Raw genomic sequence first — 16,939 nt, 5'->3', positions numbered from 1 at the left:
TCCTCCCTCAGGTGAGCCGTGCTCGCGGATCGAGCAGGCCGTAGGACAGGTCGACGACCGCGTTGGCGACGACAACGAGAAAACCGGCGAACAAAGTGCAGCCCAGCAATGTCGCCAGGTCGCGGGAGTGCACCGCGTCGATCAGCAGGCCACCCAGGCCCGGCAGGCTGAACACCCGCTCGGTGATCACCGCGCCGCCCAGCAGCGACCCGAGCTCGATGCCGGTCAGCGTCACGACGGGCAGCAACACGTTGCGCAGCGCGTGTTTGCCGACGACGGTCCGCTCGGGCACGCCCTTGGCCCTAGCGGTGCGGATGAAGTCCTCGCTCATCGTCTCGAGCATCTGGGTGCGGGTGAGCTTGACGTAGAACGCACCGTGCGCGAACGCCAGCACGCACCAGGGCAGCACCAGGCCCCACGCCCACCGCACCGGATCCTCGGAGAACTCCGTGTAGTTGCCGACCGGCACCACGTCGAGCTGGAACCCGAGCACGAGAATCCCGAGCAGCCCCACCAGGTACACCGGCGCGGACACCCCGATCACCGATCCGGCCACGGCGGCGCGGTCGAACCAGGAGTCCTTGTGCAGCGCGGCGTACACACCCACGGCCACGCCCAGCACCACCCACAGCACCGCGGCGCCGAGAGCGAGCGAGACAGTGACGGGCAGCCGTCCGCCGATCAGCTCCAGCACGTCCGCGTTCTGCTGGAACGAGTATCCGAAGCACGGCGCGGCGCAGTGGATCGCGGTCGGCCCGTTCCCGAACGTGCGCCCGGTGAAGATCCCGCCGAGGAACGTGAGGAACTGCTGCCACCACGGCTCGTCGAAGCCCATGAACTCCCGCGCCAGCGCGAGGTTCTCCGGGGTGCACGGCCTGCCGCACGCCATCAGCGCCGGATCCGAGGGCACCAGGTAGAAGACGATGTACGTGCAGAACGCCACGACGAGCAGCACGAGCAGGGTGCCACCGAGCCGGGCGGCGGCGAACTTGAGCGTTCTCACCGGCGCTTCCCCCACCTCGGGTCGAGGGCGTCGCGCAGCCCGTCGCCCAGCGCGTTGAACCCCCAGGTGACCGCGAACAGCGCCAGGCCCGGGAACAGCAGGAACGCGGGATCCACGGCGACCCAGTCGATCGCGGCGCTGATCGACCGCCCCCAGCTGGGCGTCGGCGGCAGCACGCCGACGCCGAGGAACGACAGCGCGGCCTCCAGCCCGATCTTGCCGGGCACCGACAACGTTGCCATCACCAGCACCGGGCCCCAGAGGTTCGGCAGCAGCTCCGTGCGGAACACCTGCCACGGCGACGCCCCGAGCGTCCTGGCGGCCTTCACGAAGTTGCGCTCCTTGAGCGTGAGCACCTGCGACCGCACGATCCGCGCGGTCGTCGGCCACCCGAAGAACCCGATCACCACGATCAGCAGCAACGCCCGCGGGAACTCGGCGGGCACCACCGCGCCGAGCGCGATCATGAACACCAGGTACGGGAAGCCCAGGAACACGTCGGCGCTCCACGTGATCACCCGGTCGATCCACCCACCGAGATAGCCCGCGGCCGCGCCGACCAGCACCCCGAGCCCGATCGCCACCACCGTGGCCGCGAGCCCGATCAGGAACGACGTCCGCGCGCCGTGCACGACGATCGCGAACAGGTCCCGCCCGGTCAGCGGCTCGACCCCGAACCAGTGCTCCCCGCCCACCCCGCCGAACGATCCCGCCGGCAGGCCGGTCGCGGGATCGAGCACGGTCGAGTCGTAGGTGTACGGGTCGTGGCCCTCGATGGCGGTGAGGACGTCCGCGAAGATCGCGACCAGGGCGATCACCACGACGGTGACGGTGCCGGCGAGCGCCCAGCGGTCGCGGGCGAGCACCGATCTGATCGCGGCGGGCACGGACCGCGCGACGGGAGCTGACAACTTCGTGACCTGCTTCTTCGGGGGCGATCCAAGGAGATGATCGCGAGCGCCGACACAGTAAGCCGATCAGATGACGGCGATCTGCCCCGTCCACGAAGTGAGAATCCTTCAACACTATGGCTTCAGTGTGGACCGAAATCAGGTTGCGCGTGGTGGCAGGGTGGATCCACGTGGGACACGACGACGACGTGAAAACGCTCCGACAGATGGCCGGCCTGGTCACACCGATGGCGCTGAGGGTCGCGGTGACCCTGGGCCTGCCTGATCGCCTGAGGGCAGATCGACCCGCCGCCACCGCACACGCGACCTCGGCCGGCCTCCCCGACACGGTGGCGCACCTCGCCACCGAGCTCGGCGTTGACCCAGGGGCCCTCGAACTCCTGCTCGGCCACCTGGTCACGCTCGGCGTGGTCGAACGTGTTGAGGGTGGCTACCGCACCACCGGCCTCGGCGCGAACCTCTGTGCGGACGCCGGCACCGGCCTGCACAACCTCCTCCACCACGGCACCGCCGCCGGGCGCGCTGACCTGGCCTTCGTCGATCTGCTCCACAGCGTGCGCACCGGCGAGCCCGCCTATCCGCTGCGCTACGGCCAGGACTTCTGGACCGACCTGGCCGAGCAGCCGCACCTGCGCGATGCGTTCGACCGGCAGATGACCTGGCGGATCCGGCAGCGGGTGCCGAAGTTCGTCGACGCTGTGGACTGGGCTCGGTTCAAGAAGATCGTCGACGTCGGTGGCGGGCCCGGCGATCTGCTCACGGCCGTGCTCGCCGCGCACCCGGACGTCCGCGGCCACCTCGTCGACCTGGAGGTCGGTCCGGCCCGGCGGAACCTGGGCGACCGGGCCGAGGTGACGCAGGGCAGCTTCTTCGACTCGTTGCCGACCGGTGGTGACGCCTACCTGCTGTTCGACGTCCTGCACGACTGGGACGACGACAGCGCCGGTCGGATCCTGGCTCGATGTGCCGAAGCGATGCCGGAAAGCGCCAGGCTGATCGTGATCGAAGGCATCCGAGGTGTGGGCGTCGCTACCGAGATGGATCTGATCATGCTGGTGCACTTCGGCGGACGGGAACGGAGCGTCGAAGAGCTGGCGAAGCTGGCAGAACCGCACGGACTGGCGCTCGACGAGGTAACCGAAGTGCCGGGTGACCACTCGGTGCTCGAATTCCGCAAACATCCGATCTAAGGTGAGGACCGCCGCCGCACTGACGAAGGGACTCCCATGCGTCGAGCAGCGGTCGTCGCGGCCCTGTTGATCCTCTTCACCGGCACTCCCGCACAGGCCGCGCCCGGCGTGGGCGTGCGGGTGGATCCCACCAGCAAGAGCAGCGTCGGCAAGGACTTCGCGGGCTTCAGCTACGAGAAGGACCGGGTCGGGGCGCGGATGTTCAACGCCCGCAACACCGACCTGGTCCGGCTCTTCCGGCTGCTCGGGCCGAGCCTGCTGCGCATCGGCGGCAACCTCGTGGACATGACCACCTGGAACCCGGCCGGCACCGGCGGCAAGTCCACCGAGGTCACCCCTGCCGACATCCAGGAGCTCTCGCTGTTCGCGAAGGCCACCGGCTGGAAGATCGTCTACGGCATCAACCTCAAGACCAACACGCCAGAAGCCGCCGCGGACGAGGCATCGGCCGCCACCCGGATCCTCGGCAAGGACCTGGTGGCGTTCGAGATCGGCAACGAGCCCAACGTCTACGTGAAGACGTGGCCGGAGTACGAGGCGCTGTTCAGCAAGTACGCCGACGCGATCCGCGCCAAGGTGCCGGGCGCGAAGTTCGACGGGCCCGGCCAGGCGAACAGCAGTTCGTGGGCCGAGGACTTCGCCCGCACGCAGAAGGACCGGGGTGCGAGCATCCTGTCCACGCACGTCTACATCGCCAAGAACACCGAGGCCGACATCGCGAAGATGCTGGCGTCCAACTCCTCCGGCAGGCTGCCGAACATCTCGGACGCGATGCAGAAGGCGTGGCAGGCCCACGGGATCTCGCAGTGGCGCGTCACCGAGGCGAACAACTACTTCCACGGCGGTGCGGACGGCGTGAGCAACGTGCAGGCGGCCGCGTTGTGGTCGCTGGACTACATGTCGGGCGTGGCGTCACGGCAGGGTTCGGGCATCAACTTCCACGGCGGCACGTCGACGCAGTTCCCGCTGCACTACTCGCCGATCCGCTATGACGGGCTCGATCCTGTTGGGGTGCAGGCGGTTTACTACGGTGAGCTGCTGTGGAAGCTGGCCGGGCCCGGTGCCTACCACTCCGCGACCGTCTCCGGTGCCAGCGATGTCACGGCGTGGGGCGTCGGCAACAACGTGTTCGTCAACAACAAGAGCACGAGCGCGGTGACGACGACGATCACGTTGCCGAAGAAGGCTCACAGCGCCAAGGTCTACGTGCTGACCGCTCCCGCGCTGGACTCCAAGGAGATCACCATCGCGGGGTCGAAGGTCGAGAAGAACGCGAAGTTCACGCCTCGGCCCAAGAACGTGAAGGTGACCGGCACGACGACCACGGTCGACGTGCCGGCCAACAGTGCGGTCCTGGTCGTCACTCGCTGAGGGCGGCGATCCGTTCCTGGGCCTCGGCGAGGTCGTCGGCGGTGGGTGCGTCGTCCTGCGTCATCGAGCGCCTCCAGTAACCGGAGAACTCGATGTCCTTTTTGGACACTCCGAGTCCGACGAAGTGCCTCCGCAGTGCGCGCACCGCGGAGGCCTCGCCGCCCAGCCACACCCAGACCGAACCGGCGACGTCAGCACTCGTCACCACGGACACCAGGTCCTCCCCGGCGCTGCGACGCACCCACCGCACGCCGGGGATGTCCTGCTCTTCAGCGGGATCCTCGATCTCGACGAACGCCAGCCGCTGCTGCGAGGCGGGCAACAGCTCCAGCAGTGAGGCGATCGCGGGCAACGCCGTCTCGTCGCCCGCGAACACCAACAGGTCCGCTGTGCCGAGCGGCCGGGCGTAGTCCGAAGATGGCCCGAATCGGCCGATCACGTCGCCCACGCGAGCATTGGCGGCCCACGCCGAGGCGGGGCCGTTGTCGCCGTGCAGCACGAAGTCCACGGTCAGCACGCCGTCGACCAGTGAGCGCACGGTGAAGCTGCGCATCCACGGCCGTTCAGGCTCGGGCATGGCGAGGTAGGCCTGGTACCAGACGCTGACGTCCTCGGAGTCCGACACGAAAGCGGAGCCGCCAGGTTTGGGGAACAACAGCTTCAGCTGCTGGTCAGGCCAGGTGCCGACGTCCGCGAGGCCGTCGCCGGTGAACGTCATCCGGACCATGTGCGGGGTCAGCGGGACGACCGACGACACCGTCAGCAGACTCATGAGAGGTACTCCTTCAGGTGCTGGGCGGTGAGGGTGTCGGAAGAAGCAACGAGCTCGCCCGGCGTTCCGGTGAACACGACCTGGCCGCCGTCGTGCCCGGCGCCCGGACCCATGTCGACGATCCAGTCGGCGTGCGCCATCACGGCCAGGTGGTGCTCGATGACGATCACGGTGTTGCCCGCGTCGATCAGCTGGTCGAGCAGGCCGAGGAGTTGGTCGACGTCGGCGAGGTGCAGCCCGGACGTCGGTTCGTCCAGCACGTAGGTCGACGCCTTCTCGGCCATGTGGATGGCGAGCTTGAGCCGTTGCCGTTCGCCGCCGGACAACGTGGTGAGCGGCTGGCCGAGCGACAGGTACGACAGGCCCACGTCGTTGAGGCGGCTCAGCACGGCATGTGCCTGACCAGATGGGAAGAACGACAGCGCCTCGGCGACGGACATGCCGAGCACCTCGCTGATGTTCTTGCCCCGCAACGTGTAGCGCAGCACCTCGGGGGTGAACCGCTTGCCCTCGCACTTCTCGCACACCGTCGCGACGCCGGCCATCATCGCCAGGTCGGTGTAAACCAGCCCGATGCCCTTGCAGTGCGTGCAGGCGCCTTCGGAGTTCGCGCTGAACAACGCCGCCTTCACGCCGTTGGCCTTGGCGAACGCGGTCCGGACCGAGTCGAGCAGGCCCGTGTAGGTGGCCGGGTTGGAGCGGCGTGATCCGCGGATCGGTGACTGGTCGACCGTCACGACGTCGGGCCGCCCGCGCAGTGAGCCGTGGATCAGCGACGACTTGCCCGAGCCCGCCACGCCGGTGACGACGGTCAGGACGCCGAGCGGGAGGTCGACGGAGACGTCCTTGAGGTTGTTGGTCCGGGCACCTTCGATCGTCAGGAAGCCTTGCGGGGAGCGGAACTCCGGCCGCAGCTTGGCGCGGTGGTCGAGGTGCCGCCCGGTGAGCGTGCCCGAGGAGCGCAGCCCGGCGATGTCACCGGCGTAGCAGAGGTGGCCGCCGTTGACGCCCGCGCCGGGGCCGAGGTCGACGACGTGGTCGGCGATCGCGATGGTCTCCGGCTTGTGCTCGACGACTAGCACGGTGTTGCCCTTGTCCCTGAGCTGCAGCAGGAGGTTGTTCATGCGCTGGATGTCGTGCGGGTGCAGGCCGACGGTCGGTTCGTCGAACACGTAGGTGATGTCGGTGAGCGAGGATCCCAGGTGCCGCACCATCTTCACGCGCTGCGACTCGCCGCCGGACAGCGTCGCCGACTCGCGGTCGAGTGACAGGTAGCCGAGGCCGATCTCGACGAGCGAGTCCAGGGTGTCGCGCAACGTGGCCAGCAGCGGTGCGACGGACGGGTCGTCGATGTCGTGCACGAACCGCGCGAGGTCGCTGATCTGCATCGCGCAGCAGTCGGCGATGTTCACGCCGCGGATCTTCGAGCTGAGCGCGGCCTCGTTGAGCCGCGCGCCCCGGCAGGCCGGACAGGTGGCGAACGTGACGGCTCGGTCGACGAACGCCTTGACGTGCGGCTGCATCGACTCGCGGTCCTTGCTGAGGATCGTCCGCTGCAGCTTCGGGATCAGGCCTTCGTAGGTGACGTTGGTGCCGCCGATGTTGAGCTTCGTCGTCGGCTTGTGCAGCAGGTCGTCGAGCTGCTGCTCGGTGAACTCCGCGATCGGCTGGTCGGCGGGGTAGAGGCCGGAGTGGGCGAGCACCTTCCAGTACCAGGTGTCGACGCCGTAGTTCGGGGCGTCGATGGCGCCTTCCTGCAGTGACTTCGACCGGTCCACGATCGCGTCGACGTCGATGGTGGTGACCTTGCCCAGGCCCTCGCACGCCGGGCACATGCCCTCTGGCAGGTTGAAGCTGAACGCGCCGGACGTCCCCACGTGCGGCGTTCCCAGGCGGCTGAAGACGATCCGGAGCATGGTGTGCGCGTCGGTGGCCGTGCCGACGGTGGAGCGGGAGTTCGCGCCCATCCGCTCCTGGTCGACGATGATCGCCGCGCTGAGGTTGTGCAGCGCGTCCACGTCCGGGCGCCCGATCGAGGGCATGAACGACTGCAGGAACGCGGTGTAGGTCTCGTTGATCATGCGCTGGGACTCGGCCGCGATCGTGCCGAAGACCAGCGAGGACTTGCCGGAACCGGACACGCCGGTGAACACGGTCAGGCGGCGCTTCGGGACGTCGAGCGAGACGTCCGCGAGGTTGTTCTCCCTGGCGCCGCGCACCTGGATCACGTCATGGCTGTCGGCAGCAGTCACACTTCCCCCGTTGATTCTTTATGCCGTAAAGTATCGACCGACAAGGTTACTTTACAGCGTAAGGAGTGGCAACTGTGGTCGTCTACGCAGGTCAGGGTGACCCGCGCCGGTCCATCGAGCTGCTCTGGCGCGGTTCTGTCGTGGAATCACGACCTGGCCCGAAGCCCGGTCTGAGCGTGGACGCGATCGTCGACGCGGGCATCGCGGTCGCCGACGAGCAGGGCATGGCGTTCTCGATGCGCGCGGTGGGGGAGCGCCTCGGCCGCACCGCGATGGCTCTCTACACGTACGTGCCGGGCAAGAACGAGCTGGTCGACCTCATGTACGACCGCACGATGGCCGAGTTGCCGGGGAAGTACTCCTTGGACGACGGCTGGCGCCCGGCCGTGACCGCGTGGGCGCACGACATGTGGGAGTTCTACGGCCGTCACCCGTGGGTGCTGCAGGTGTCGCAGGCCCGCCCGGTGCTCGGCCCGCATGAGTTCGCCGTCATCGAAGCCCTGGCCGCGATCCTGGTCTCGACCGGCCTGCCAGGACGTCGGCTGCGCGGCATCGTCGGCGCGATCAACTACTTCGTGCGCGGCGCCGCCCAGACCATCGCCGAAGCCCGCGCCGCCGGTGGTGCGACCGGTGAGGCCGACGAGGAGTGGTGGTACGCGCGGTCGGCTGTGCTGATGGAGCTCGAACCGGAGCTGGACAAGAAGTTCCCGATGCTGCACGTGCTGGAAAACGATCGAGAGCCCATCGATCCTTCGTTGCCCTACCTGGAGAACGACGCGCTGGAGAACTTCCGCAGCGGTCTTGGCGTACTTTTGGACGGCATCGAGGCCGCTGTGGCAAAACCGTGACAATTTCCGGACCTTCATGGCACATGGACCCGATGAGATCGTGTCCATGGCGATCGGCAGACTCCTGGTGGCCGCCGCGTGCGCGCTGGTGCTGACCGCGCCGAGCACCGCGGCCGCCACTTCGGTGCGGCACCACCGGCCCGCCGTCATGACGATGGAGTACTCGGTCGGCGACCTGCACGCGGTGGTCCACTCGCCGCGCACACTCGTCGGCACGCGGCCGCTGGTGTTCCAGTTCCGCGGGTACGACGAGGTCGCGCAGTCGTTGGCGCAACAGGGATCCATCGTCGTGCTGGTGAGCGACCGGACGGCGGTGGACCGGCACAGGGAGCTGTGGCGTCAGCTGAGTGAGGCGCGAGGGCCGCTGGCGGAGCGCTTCCGCGGGTTCGCCGGCCACTACGGCGTGCCGGAACCGTGACGCATCAACCGATCGGCTAAGCCTGAAAGCGACTTTAAGTGGTCGCGGACCTCCTCACACCACTGCCAAGGTGGGTGGTGGAAGGGGGAAATTCCATGCTCAAGACAACCGCGCTGCTCACCGCGGCGCTCCTGGTCCTGACCGCCGGACCAGCCACCGCCCACAACAACGGGGACTGGGCCGGATGGCAGAAGGACCTCAACGGTTCGAGGCACAACGCGGCCGAGTGGCGCCTCAACCAGAACAACGCGAGCAAGCTCAAGCTGAAGTGGGCGTTCGCCTACCCGAAGGGCGAGATCAACTTCGTCCGCAGCCAGCCGGCCGTCGTCGGCGACACGATCTACTTCGGCAGCCCGGACGGCAAGTTCTACGCGCGCAACGCCCGCACCGGCGCGGCAAAGTGGGAGTTCGAGCTCCCGAAGGCGAGCAGGGCCACGTACAACTCCGACGGGCCGACGGTCGCGGACGGCAAGGTGATCTTCGGGGACAGCGCGGGCCGGCTGTTCGCGCTCGACCAGCGGACCGGGCGGCAGCGCTGGCAGACGCAGCTGGACACCACCGTCGCGGCGATGACCACCAGCTCGCCGATCGTCCACAACGGACTCGTGTACGTCGGGACGTCCAGCAGCGAGAACGTGTTGCCGCGCGACTTCCCGTGCTGCACGTTCCGCGGGCACATCGACGCCTACGACGTCGACACGGGTGCGCTGGTCTGGCGGCACTACACGGTGCCGGAACCCGTCGAGGTCGGCACGTGGCCCAACGGTGCCAAGCGGTTCGAGCCGTCGGGCGCCGGGGTGTGGAGCTCGCCGGTGATCGACCGCAAGACCGGCACGCTCTACGTCGGCACAGGCCAGAACTACACCGGCAAGGGCGGCGAGTTCGACTCGTTGCTCGCGCTCAACGCCCGGACCGGCGCGATCAAGTGGTCCAACCAGGTCACCGACGCCGACACCTGGCGCGGGGCGTGCAACGAACCCGATCCCGAGGGATACTGCCCAGGGCTCAAGGACAACACCAACCTCGACTACGACATCGGCTCCATGCCGAACCTGTTCGAGGTGGACGGCAGGCAGCTCGTCGGCGTCGGGCAGAAGCTGGGTGTCTACCACGTGTTCGACGCGAAGACCGGCCAGGTCGTGTGGCGGCGGCAGCTGGGTTCGCCGTGGCCCAGCGGCGGTATCGGCGGTATCCAGTGGGGCGCGAGCTACGACGGCAAGCGGCTCTACATCGCCACCTACGCCGCCAGTCCGGGCAAGCTGTTCGCGGTGGATCCCGCCACGGGCGCCGTCCTGTGGGAGACACCGGCACCGGCTGACGGTTGTGACACGGGTGGTGTGGCCGGTCAGCCGGGATGCGGGCCCGCGCATGGTGTTCCGGTGACCAGCACGCCCGGTGTGGTGTGGCTGGGCGCGCAGGACGGCAAGTTCCGCGCGTACAACGCGAAGACCGGCAAGATCCTCTGGACCTACGACACCATCCAGGACGTCAAGGGTGTCAACGGGTTGACCGGGCGCGGCGGCAACCTCGCCGGTCCCGGCACGGGTGCGGTGGTGTCGGACGGCATGGTCTACGTCCAGTCCGGCTACTTCGCGCCGTACGAGAACCCGAACGGGCACGTGCTACTCGCGTTCGGCCTGTAGTTTCGCGCGGACGGAATCAGCGGGAGTTCCCGCTCCCGTGCGGAGTTCCAGGGATTTCTGCCAGGCCAGCCGAGCAGACTCGGCGTCACCCGCGGCCGCGTGGGTGTCGCCGAGCTGTTCGTACGCCGCGGCTTCGTGCGGGACGTCGCCGCCGCGCCGGAAATACCCGGCCGACTCGGCGAACGCGTGCGCGGCGCGCGGGAAGTCACGCAGCCCGAGGTAGGCGGTGCCGAGGTTGTCCCACGTCTCGCCCTGGCCGAACAGGTGGCCCATCGCCTGCCACATCGGCATGACGCGCTCGGAGTAGGAGACCGAGGCGGTGTAGTCGCCGATCTTGCCGTAGCCCCATGCCAGTCCGGTCAGGGCGTTGGCCTGCCCGTACTGGTCGCCGCACTCCTCGAACAACGCGAGCCCGCGCCGCGTGTACTCCATCGCCTCGTGGATCTGGTCGTCGGTGCACAGCATCGCGATGTTCAGCAGCACACCGGCCTGCCCGGCCGCGTTGCCCTCGTACACCTCCAGCGCCCGTTCCAGCACGGCCCTGGCCTCGTCGAGCCGCTTGAGCCGGCCGAGCCCGCGGCCGACGTTGATCAGCGTGCGGCCGATTCCGTCGGTGTCGCCGAGCTGCTGCACCGCGGCGAGCGCGAGTTGCTGGGACGTCAGCAGATCCCGGTAGCGCGCTTGCCGGTCGAGGATGTCCGCGAGCGACCAGCCCATCAGCCACGTCTGCGTCGGCGTGCCGAGGGGCAGCGCGGCCATCAACGTCGGGTGCTCCGCCACGAGCCACCTCAACGCCTCGTCGCGCGTGTTCATCGGCGACACGACCACGCCGTGGCCGGGAGTTGGGGTGATCGGGCGGCGGCGGGTCGGGGTGAACGCGACACCCGCCTCGACACTCGTCAGCGCGAGGTGGTCGAGCAGCCGGGTCAGCGCCTGCTCGCCCTCGTCGTGCCGAGCCAGCTCGGCCGCGTAGTCGCGCAGCAGGTCGTGGCAGCTGAACCGGCCCGGCTCCGACTCCTCGATCAGGTTCGCCCGCGCCAGTTCCGCGAGCAGTGCCCCGGTCTCCGGCATCGCGAGCCCGGCCAGCGAGGCCGCGCCCGCGAGGCTGATGTCCGAGCCCGGCACGAGCCCGAGCAACCGGAACAGCCGCAGCGCCGCCGGGCTGAGTGCCTTGCAGGAGTGGGAGAACACCGACCGCAGGTCCGCTGTGACGTCATCGTCGTCAGCGAACGCGTCGAGGTCGGCGAGCTCGTCCGCCAGCGCCGCCAACGGGAACTCCGGCTGCGTCGCCGCGCGTGCCCCGGCGACCGCGAGGGCCAGCGGCAGGCGGGCGCAGCGGCGGACCACGATGTCGACGGCTTCCGGTTCGGCCTGCGCGCGGTCGTGGCCGATGCGCGCGGCCAGCAGTTCGCGGGCGTCGTCGGGCGGCAGCAGGCCCAGTGGCAGCGACTGCGCGCGGTGCGACGGTTTGAGCGCGGTGCGGCTGGTGACGACCACGTGGGTGTTGGGCGTGCGCGGCAGCAGCGGCTCGATCTGGTCGGCGTCGGTGGCGTTGTCGAGCAGCATCAGGACTTTCTTGCCGGCCAGCGCGTCCCGCAGCAACGCCGACTGCCCGGCCAGGTCGTGCGGCACCTTCGCGCGCGGCACGTCCAGCGCCGACAGGAACCGCAGCAGCGCGTCACCGGGGCTCAGTGCCGCGCCGGACGGCCCGAACCCGTGCAGGTTGACGTAGAGCTGGCCGTCCGGGAACCGGGCCGCGGCCCGGTGCGCCCAGTGCACGGCGAGCGAGGTCTTGCCGACGCCGCCCGTCCCGGTGATCACCACGACGCCGTTCGGTGCCTGGTCCAGCTCGGCCAGCTCCACCGCCCGGCCCGTGAACGGTTTGGGCGCGGCGGGCAGCTGCCGTGGCGCCGACGCGGTCTGCAGCCGCCGGTGCAGGGTGGCGAGCTGCCGGGACGGTTCCGCGCCCAGCTCGGTCGCCAGCCTGGCCTTGAGCACGTCGAAGTGGGTCAGCGCGTCGGACGTGCGGCCGCTGCCGTGCAACGCCTCGATCAGCTGGGCCGCGACGCGTTCGTCCAGAGGTCGTTGCGCGGCAAGCGTTTGCAGCTCGGGTACCACGGCGCTGTGCTCGCCTGCGCTGAGCCGTGCGTCCAGGTGGTCCAGCCGCGCCGCGAGCAACTCGTCCGCGAAATCGGCACGCTGCCGACGAGCCCACGGAGTGTCCAGAGTGGACAGCAAGTCCTCTTCGGCGAGCGCGAGGGCCTCCGCGTGGCGGCCGGTGCGCACGAGGTGGCGGAACAGATGTAGATCGATCTCCAGTGGATCGACCCGCACCACGTACCCGCCCGCCTCGCGCTCGATCAGGCCGGGCAACGTCTGCCGCAACCGGGTCAGCCACGTCTGCGTCATCGCGCGGGCACGGGCGGGCGGCGCGTCCCCGAGGACGCGTTCGACCAGCTCGTCGGCCCCGAGCACGTGGCCTGCGTCGACCAGCAGCACGCCCAGCAGGGCACCCGGCCGGGTCGGCCCGAACTCGGTCGTGCGGTCGCCTGTCCGCGCCGAGACCCCGCCGAACACCGTGAACCGCACGTTGATCACCGTATCCGCTCCCGAGGCACCGTCACAGGACAAACACCTCCCGCGCCGTCGGGTACCCCGCACATTTCGGCTCGATCGGATGAGTACGCGGGCCCCGTTCGGTGCCCGCTTCACGCCCCGTGAGATTCCGGGCGGCGACGCGGGTGCGTTCGTGGCGACACGAGTGGCCGAACAGTGGCCGGTACAAGGCGTGGTGCGACTGAGCGTGCTCACTTCGGAGGCGGTGGAGGCGCGCGGCTGTGGCGAGGATTTTGCTGTGGACGGAACTCGTGCGACGTTCGAGGCGGTGGCGAGACGATGGTCCGGGCGCTGGACCGGTTTCGCCGGGCAGCGAAATTCTAGAGCTTTTCTCAGGGTGCTGACAGCAGACTCCTAGGCACGCGCGGCTTAGTGGAGTCAGGGAGGTCGCCATGCTGATCGATCGCACCATGCCGCTGGGTACCGCGCTGACAGTCACGTACGCCTCAGAGCGCGGCCCACGCACGCACAACGCCGACGCCCACGCCACCAACGGCCGCCGCACCTTCGTGGTCGCCGACGGGGTGGGCGACTCGGCGGCCGCCGCCGAGGCCGCCTGGGCCGCCGCGCGGGCCGCCTCCCTGCTGACCGACCCGGTCGCCGCGATCCTGGCGGCCAGGGACGCGCTGCAGGTGCACAGCGGGGACGCCGTGATCGTGGTCGCGGTGGCGCGTCCGGACGGAGGCTTCGACATCGCGTGGGCCGGGGACGCCCGCGCGTACGCCTCGGCCGGCGACGACCTCGTGCAGCTCACGAGCGACCACACGGTGGCCGAGTACTTCCGCGAGCGCGGGGTGGTGCCGGAGCCACGGCTGGAACATGTCGTCACGAACACCGTGCGGCACGCCACCGCGGACAACATCGGGCGGGCGGCGACACGTGCTGCGCGGCTCGCGCTCGTGTCTGATGGCGTCTACGGGCCGTTGGGGCACGACGGGATCGAGGCGATCATGGCCGGCCACGCGTCGGCTGAGCGGCTCGTGCGGGCAGCGCTGTACGCGGGCGGGACGGACAACGCCACGGCGCTGGTCGTCAGTTAGCCGGCCTTCTTCTTGCCGCGCTTGGTCTTGCTGGCCTCGACGCTGCGCTGCAACGCCTCCATGAGGTCCATGACCCCGGTGGCCTCGGGCGGCTCGGCCTCGGCGACGACCTCGCGGCCCTTCTGCTTGGCTTTGATCAGCTTGTTCACGCGTTCGGTGTACGTGTCGCGGTAGGCCTTCGGGTTCCAGTCGTCGGCCATGGATTCGACCAGCGACACGGCCATGTCGAGCTCCTTGCCGCGCGGCGCCCGGCCCTCCGGCATCTCCAGCACGTCCTTCGGCTCGCGGATCTCGTCCGCGAAGAACAGCGTGTGCACGGCGAGGATCCCGTTGTCCTCCTTGAGCGCGGTCAGGTACTGCTTGCCGCGCATGACGAACACCGCGATCCCGGCCCGGTTCGTCTTCTTCATCGCCTGCGCCAGCAACAGGTACGGGCGGGAGAACTCCGGCTTGGCCGGGCCGAGCCAGTAGGTCTTCTGGAAGAACACCGGGTCGATCTCGTCGAGGTCCACGAACGCCTCGATGTCGAGCGTCCGCGAGCGGCCCGGCGCGATGTCGTCCAGCTCCTCGGGCTCCACGAGCACGTACTCGCCGTCACCGGTCTCGTGCCCCTTCACGATCTTGTCGTAGGGCACCTCGCGGCCGGTGCGCTCGTTGACGCGCTTGTACCGGATGCGGTCGGACGTCCCGCGCTGGAACTGGTTGAAGTGCACCGTGTGGTCCGTGGTGGCGCTGTACAGCTCCACCGGGATGCTCACCAGCCCGAAACTGACCGACCCGCTCCAGATCGCCCTCGCCATGCGGGTCAGGTACCCGCTTTCACCCGCACCGAATCGCGAGCCTCGTACAACCTGCCGTCCACCACCACGCGCGGCAGGTGCGGCCCGTTCGTGGTGTACGTGTGGGTGACCTGCCGACCGCCCGCGGCACTGGTCCCGTCGCCGAAGTACCAGCGGAGCTCCTGACCCGCGGGTGCCGTCAACGTGACGGTGTCGCCGGTGAGTTCGACGTCGATCGAGCCCTGCTCGGAGTCGAGCCCGAACCACGCGCGCAGCTGCTGGTCGCGCAGGAAGTTCTCGGCGTACTGCCGCGAGCCGGTCGTGTCGGGATGCGCGATCGCCGCGGTCAGGCATTGCAGGGCCGTGGCGCTGTAGCGCGGGCATGCCTCCTGCCGCAACGAGAACTGCTGGTCCTCGTGCGGCAGCTGCCAGACCTTGCGGTCAGCTGCGAACGCCGCGTTGTCCAGCGTGAACAACCCGTCGCCGACCACGGCGAACGGCCCGTCGGCCGAAGCCGCGTTGGCCTCCGCGACAGCCGTTCGATAGGCCTCCGCGGACTCACGGGTGAACTGCTCGAACCGCTGCGGCGCCCGGCCGATGTTCTGCAGGCACAGCTGTTCGTTCTGCGCCGAGAAGCCCCGCTCCGTGCAGAACCAGCCCGGCACGAAGCTCGCCCGGCTGAGCGCGTAGTAGAAGTCGACGACCAGCACCTTCGGGCGGCCCGGCAGGGAATGCGCCTTCTCGATCGCCTCCCGCATGCCCCGCCCGCCGTAGCCGATCTTGGCGCCGCTGAAGTACGGCACGTCCTTCGCCGGGTTCGTGGGCGCCGCACCGACGCCGCCGCACTCGCGCCGCACCGCCGTCGGGACGTCCTCCGTGCCGGGGGTGATGCCCAGGGGGATGCCGAGCAGCGGGTCCATGTCGTTGATGCAGCCGTTGATGATCACCAGGTCGGTCGAGTGGCCGGCGGCTTCGTCCAGCTGGCAGAACACGTCCGGCAGCTGCGCGGTGACCTCGCCGAGCTCCATCTCGCCGTCACCGTCGGGGTCCTGGACGTAAGCGTCGGGGCACTCGGCATCGGGCGCGTCCAGCACGGCACCCGAGATCGAGTAGTCGCGGTGCACGAACCCGCGCCCGGTCGCCTTGCCGAGCAACGACGCCGTCAGCCGCGGGAACTTCTGGTGCTGGTCGACGCCCTGGTTCCACACCACGGAGTCGCCCACCGACACGACCCGGACGGGGTTGCAACCATCGCTCACCTCGTCGTGCCACACCTTTCCGTACGCGTGGCCGGGTTCGCGCGCGTCGACCAGGAACTCGCCGGGGCCGGGCAGCGTGAAGTTCGTGCCGGTTCCGGTGATCACCGCGCCGTTCTGTCGAACGCGCCATTCGACGTTCTTGTTGGCGGGGTTGAAAACCGTCACGCGTCCCGTTGACGGTTGACCGCACGCGGCCGTCACGTCGACGTCGAGGATGAGCGGGTAGTCCGGGGAAACCGCTGCTACGGCAGGGGTCGAGCCGGAGATCACGACGGCGGCCAGCGCCGCGGGTAACGCCCTCATGCGCCCGCATCTTACGGTACTCGAACGTCTCGTTAGTCCGCGCGTGCAACCTCCGGGGTGTGACATCGGTCTTGAGCTAGTGATCGACAAACCTCTGGGAGGAAGTACATGAGATTCGTACTGGGGATGCTGCTCTCCGCACTCGCTGTCATCGCGGGAACCGGTGTGGCGCAAGCGGATCCGCCGCCGCCGGGCCAGCCGTACCCGAGTGTGACGACGTGGGCCGACGCCGAGGTGCGCACCTGTGAGGCGTTGTCGTGTCCGGTGGACCACGTGATTCCCGCGGGCGTGACCACCATCGGCATCTGCTGGACCCGTGGTCAGACCGTTCACGACCACGGCATCTACAACAACATCTGGATCATGGTCAGTCTGATGGACGGCGGCCGCTACCTGGCCAGCGCCATCTACTTCAAGGGTGACGAGCGCGCGAACCTGCCTTACGCGAACGACTGCGGCCCACTCTAAGGGTCTTGTCAGGCGCGGGCGGCCACGGTCAGCATGCCGACAGGCTAACCGCTGGTCAGTAGCCCT

The 16,939-nt window shown here is 69.1% G+C and carries 14 protein-coding genes; 7 read left to right on the top strand and 7 right to left on the bottom strand.

What is annotated here, in order from left to right; all coding sequences use genetic code 11:
• Positions 1-7 precede the first annotated feature (7 nt).
• Positions 8-1,003 (bottom strand): ABC transporter permease, encoded by a 996-nt coding sequence (locus ABZX92_RS33235; protein ID WP_355568207.1) that lies wholly within the window; start codon positions 1,001-1,003, stop codon positions 8-10.
• Positions 1,000-1,914 (bottom strand): ABC transporter permease, encoded by a 915-nt coding sequence (locus ABZX92_RS33230; protein WP_355568204.1) that lies wholly within the window; start codon positions 1,912-1,914, stop codon positions 1,000-1,002. Before ABZX92_RS33230 ends, ABZX92_RS33235 begins: the two co-directional genes overlap by 4 nt.
• 206 nt (positions 1,915-2,120) lie before the next feature.
• On the opposite strand from ABZX92_RS33230, the gene ABZX92_RS33225 reads away from it, so the two are divergent.
• Together ABZX92_RS33225 and ABZX92_RS33220 are read left to right on the top strand one after the other, a co-directional pair.
• Positions 2,121-3,104, top strand: coding sequence for a methyltransferase (locus ABZX92_RS33225; RefSeq protein WP_355568201.1), 984 nt, complete (start codon positions 2,121-2,123; stop codon positions 3,102-3,104).
• A gap of 36 nt (positions 3,105-3,140) precedes the next feature.
• Positions 3,141-4,475: a glycosyl hydrolase family protein gene (locus ABZX92_RS33220; protein WP_355568199.1), complete on the top strand. Its 1,335-nt coding sequence runs from the start codon at positions 3,141-3,143 to the stop codon at positions 4,473-4,475.
• On the opposite strand, the gene ABZX92_RS33215 is transcribed toward ABZX92_RS33220, so the two are convergent.
• Both ABZX92_RS33215 and ABZX92_RS33210 read right to left on the bottom strand, forming a co-directional pair.
• A complete protein-coding gene (locus tag ABZX92_RS33215; RefSeq protein WP_355568196.1) occupies positions 4,465-5,247 on the bottom strand; it encodes a siderophore-interacting protein in 783 nt (260 codons plus the stop codon). The genes ABZX92_RS33220 and ABZX92_RS33215 overlap by 11 nt on opposite strands.
• Positions 5,244-7,499 carry an excinuclease ABC subunit UvrA gene (locus tag ABZX92_RS33210; protein WP_355568194.1) on the bottom strand — a complete coding sequence of 752 codons (2,256 nt, stop codon included), beginning with the start codon at positions 7,497-7,499 and terminating at the stop codon, positions 5,244-5,246. Before ABZX92_RS33210 ends, ABZX92_RS33215 begins: the two co-directional genes overlap by 4 nt.
• Before the next feature lie 74 nt (positions 7,500-7,573).
• Between ABZX92_RS33210 and ABZX92_RS33205 the strand changes: the two genes are divergently transcribed.
• The 3 genes from ABZX92_RS33205 to ABZX92_RS33195 all read left to right on the top strand — a co-directional run bounded on the left by ABZX92_RS33205 (position 7,574) and on the right by ABZX92_RS33195 (position 10,408).
• Entirely contained in the window at positions 7,574-8,347 is a 774-nt protein-coding gene (locus tag ABZX92_RS33205; RefSeq protein ID WP_355568191.1) for a TetR/AcrR family transcriptional regulator C-terminal domain-containing protein, read from the top strand.
• A 46-nt stretch (positions 8,348-8,393) separates the two neighbouring features.
• Entirely contained in the window at positions 8,394-8,765 is a 372-nt protein-coding gene (locus ABZX92_RS33200; protein WP_355568188.1) for a hypothetical protein, read from the top strand.
• 95 nt (positions 8,766-8,860) lie between these two features.
• Complete coding sequence (locus ABZX92_RS33195; RefSeq protein ID WP_355568186.1) at positions 8,861-10,408, top strand: PQQ-binding-like beta-propeller repeat protein; 1,548 nt, start codon at positions 8,861-8,863, stop codon at positions 10,406-10,408.
• Here the strand turns inward: ABZX92_RS33195 and ABZX92_RS33190 are convergent.
• A complete protein-coding gene (locus tag ABZX92_RS33190) occupies positions 10,388-12,997 on the bottom strand; it encodes a BTAD domain-containing putative transcriptional regulator (RefSeq protein WP_355568183.1) in 2,610 nt (869 codons plus the stop codon). The genes ABZX92_RS33195 and ABZX92_RS33190 overlap by 21 nt on opposite strands.
• 419 nt (positions 12,998-13,416) lie before the next feature.
• Here ABZX92_RS33190 and ABZX92_RS33185 point away from each other — a divergent pair, with 419 nt between their 5' ends.
• Positions 13,417-14,064 (top strand): serine/threonine protein phosphatase, encoded by a 648-nt coding sequence (locus ABZX92_RS33185; protein WP_355568180.1) that lies wholly within the window; start codon positions 13,417-13,419, stop codon positions 14,062-14,064.
• On the opposite strand, the gene ABZX92_RS33180 is transcribed toward ABZX92_RS33185, so the two are convergent.
• Both ABZX92_RS33180 and ABZX92_RS33175 read right to left on the bottom strand, forming a co-directional pair.
• The gene (locus ABZX92_RS33180; RefSeq protein ID WP_355568177.1) at positions 14,061-14,864 is read right to left on the bottom strand and encodes a Ku protein; all 804 of its coding nucleotides are present in this window, start codon (positions 14,862-14,864) and stop codon (positions 14,061-14,063) included. The genes ABZX92_RS33185 and ABZX92_RS33180 overlap by 4 nt on opposite strands.
• Before the next feature lie 5 nt (positions 14,865-14,869).
• Positions 14,870-16,405 carry a hypothetical protein gene (locus tag ABZX92_RS33175; protein WP_355568174.1) on the bottom strand — a complete coding sequence of 512 codons (1,536 nt, stop codon included), beginning with the start codon at positions 16,403-16,405 and terminating at the stop codon, positions 14,870-14,872.
• A 108-nt stretch (positions 16,406-16,513) separates the two neighbouring features.
• Here ABZX92_RS33175 and ABZX92_RS33170 point away from each other — a divergent pair, with 108 nt between their 5' ends.
• Positions 16,514-16,873, top strand: coding sequence for a hypothetical protein (locus ABZX92_RS33170; protein ID WP_355568171.1), 360 nt, complete (start codon positions 16,514-16,516; stop codon positions 16,871-16,873).
• The last annotated feature ends 66 nt before the right edge of the window (positions 16,874-16,939 follow it).

The sequence above is a fragment of the Lentzea sp. NPDC006480 genome, from assembly GCF_040611995.1.
Taxonomy (GTDB): domain Bacteria; phylum Actinomycetota; class Actinomycetes; order Mycobacteriales; family Pseudonocardiaceae; genus Lentzea.
This window is presented reverse-complemented; position numbering and strand designations above follow the sequence as displayed.

Excerpts from the sequence above, each read along its gene's own strand:
- ABZX92_RS33195 (WP_355568186.1), top strand. The coding sequence starts at position 8,861 with ATGCTCAAGACAACCGCGCTGCTCACCGCGGCGCTCCTGGTCCTGACC.
- ABZX92_RS33180 (WP_355568177.1), bottom strand. The coding sequence starts at position 14,864 with ATGGCGAGGGCGATCTGGAGCGGGTCGGTCAGTTTCGGGCTGGTGAGC.
- ABZX92_RS33170 (WP_355568171.1), top strand. The coding sequence starts at position 16,514 with ATGAGATTCGTACTGGGGATGCTGCTCTCCGCACTCGCTGTCATCGCG.
- ABZX92_RS33200 (WP_355568188.1), top strand. The coding sequence starts at position 8,394 with ATGGCGATCGGCAGACTCCTGGTGGCCGCCGCGTGCGCGCTGGTGCTG.
- ABZX92_RS33175 (WP_355568174.1), bottom strand. The coding sequence starts at position 16,405 with ATGAGGGCGTTACCCGCGGCGCTGGCCGCCGTCGTGATCTCCGGCTCG.
- ABZX92_RS33225 (WP_355568201.1), top strand. The coding sequence starts at position 2,121 with ATGGCCGGCCTGGTCACACCGATGGCGCTGAGGGTCGCGGTGACCCTG.
- ABZX92_RS33215 (WP_355568196.1), bottom strand. The coding sequence starts at position 5,247 with ATGAGTCTGCTGACGGTGTCGTCGGTCGTCCCGCTGACCCCGCACATG.
- ABZX92_RS33185 (WP_355568180.1), top strand. The coding sequence starts at position 13,417 with ATGCTGATCGATCGCACCATGCCGCTGGGTACCGCGCTGACAGTCACG.
- ABZX92_RS33220 (WP_355568199.1), top strand. The coding sequence starts at position 3,141 with ATGCGTCGAGCAGCGGTCGTCGCGGCCCTGTTGATCCTCTTCACCGGC.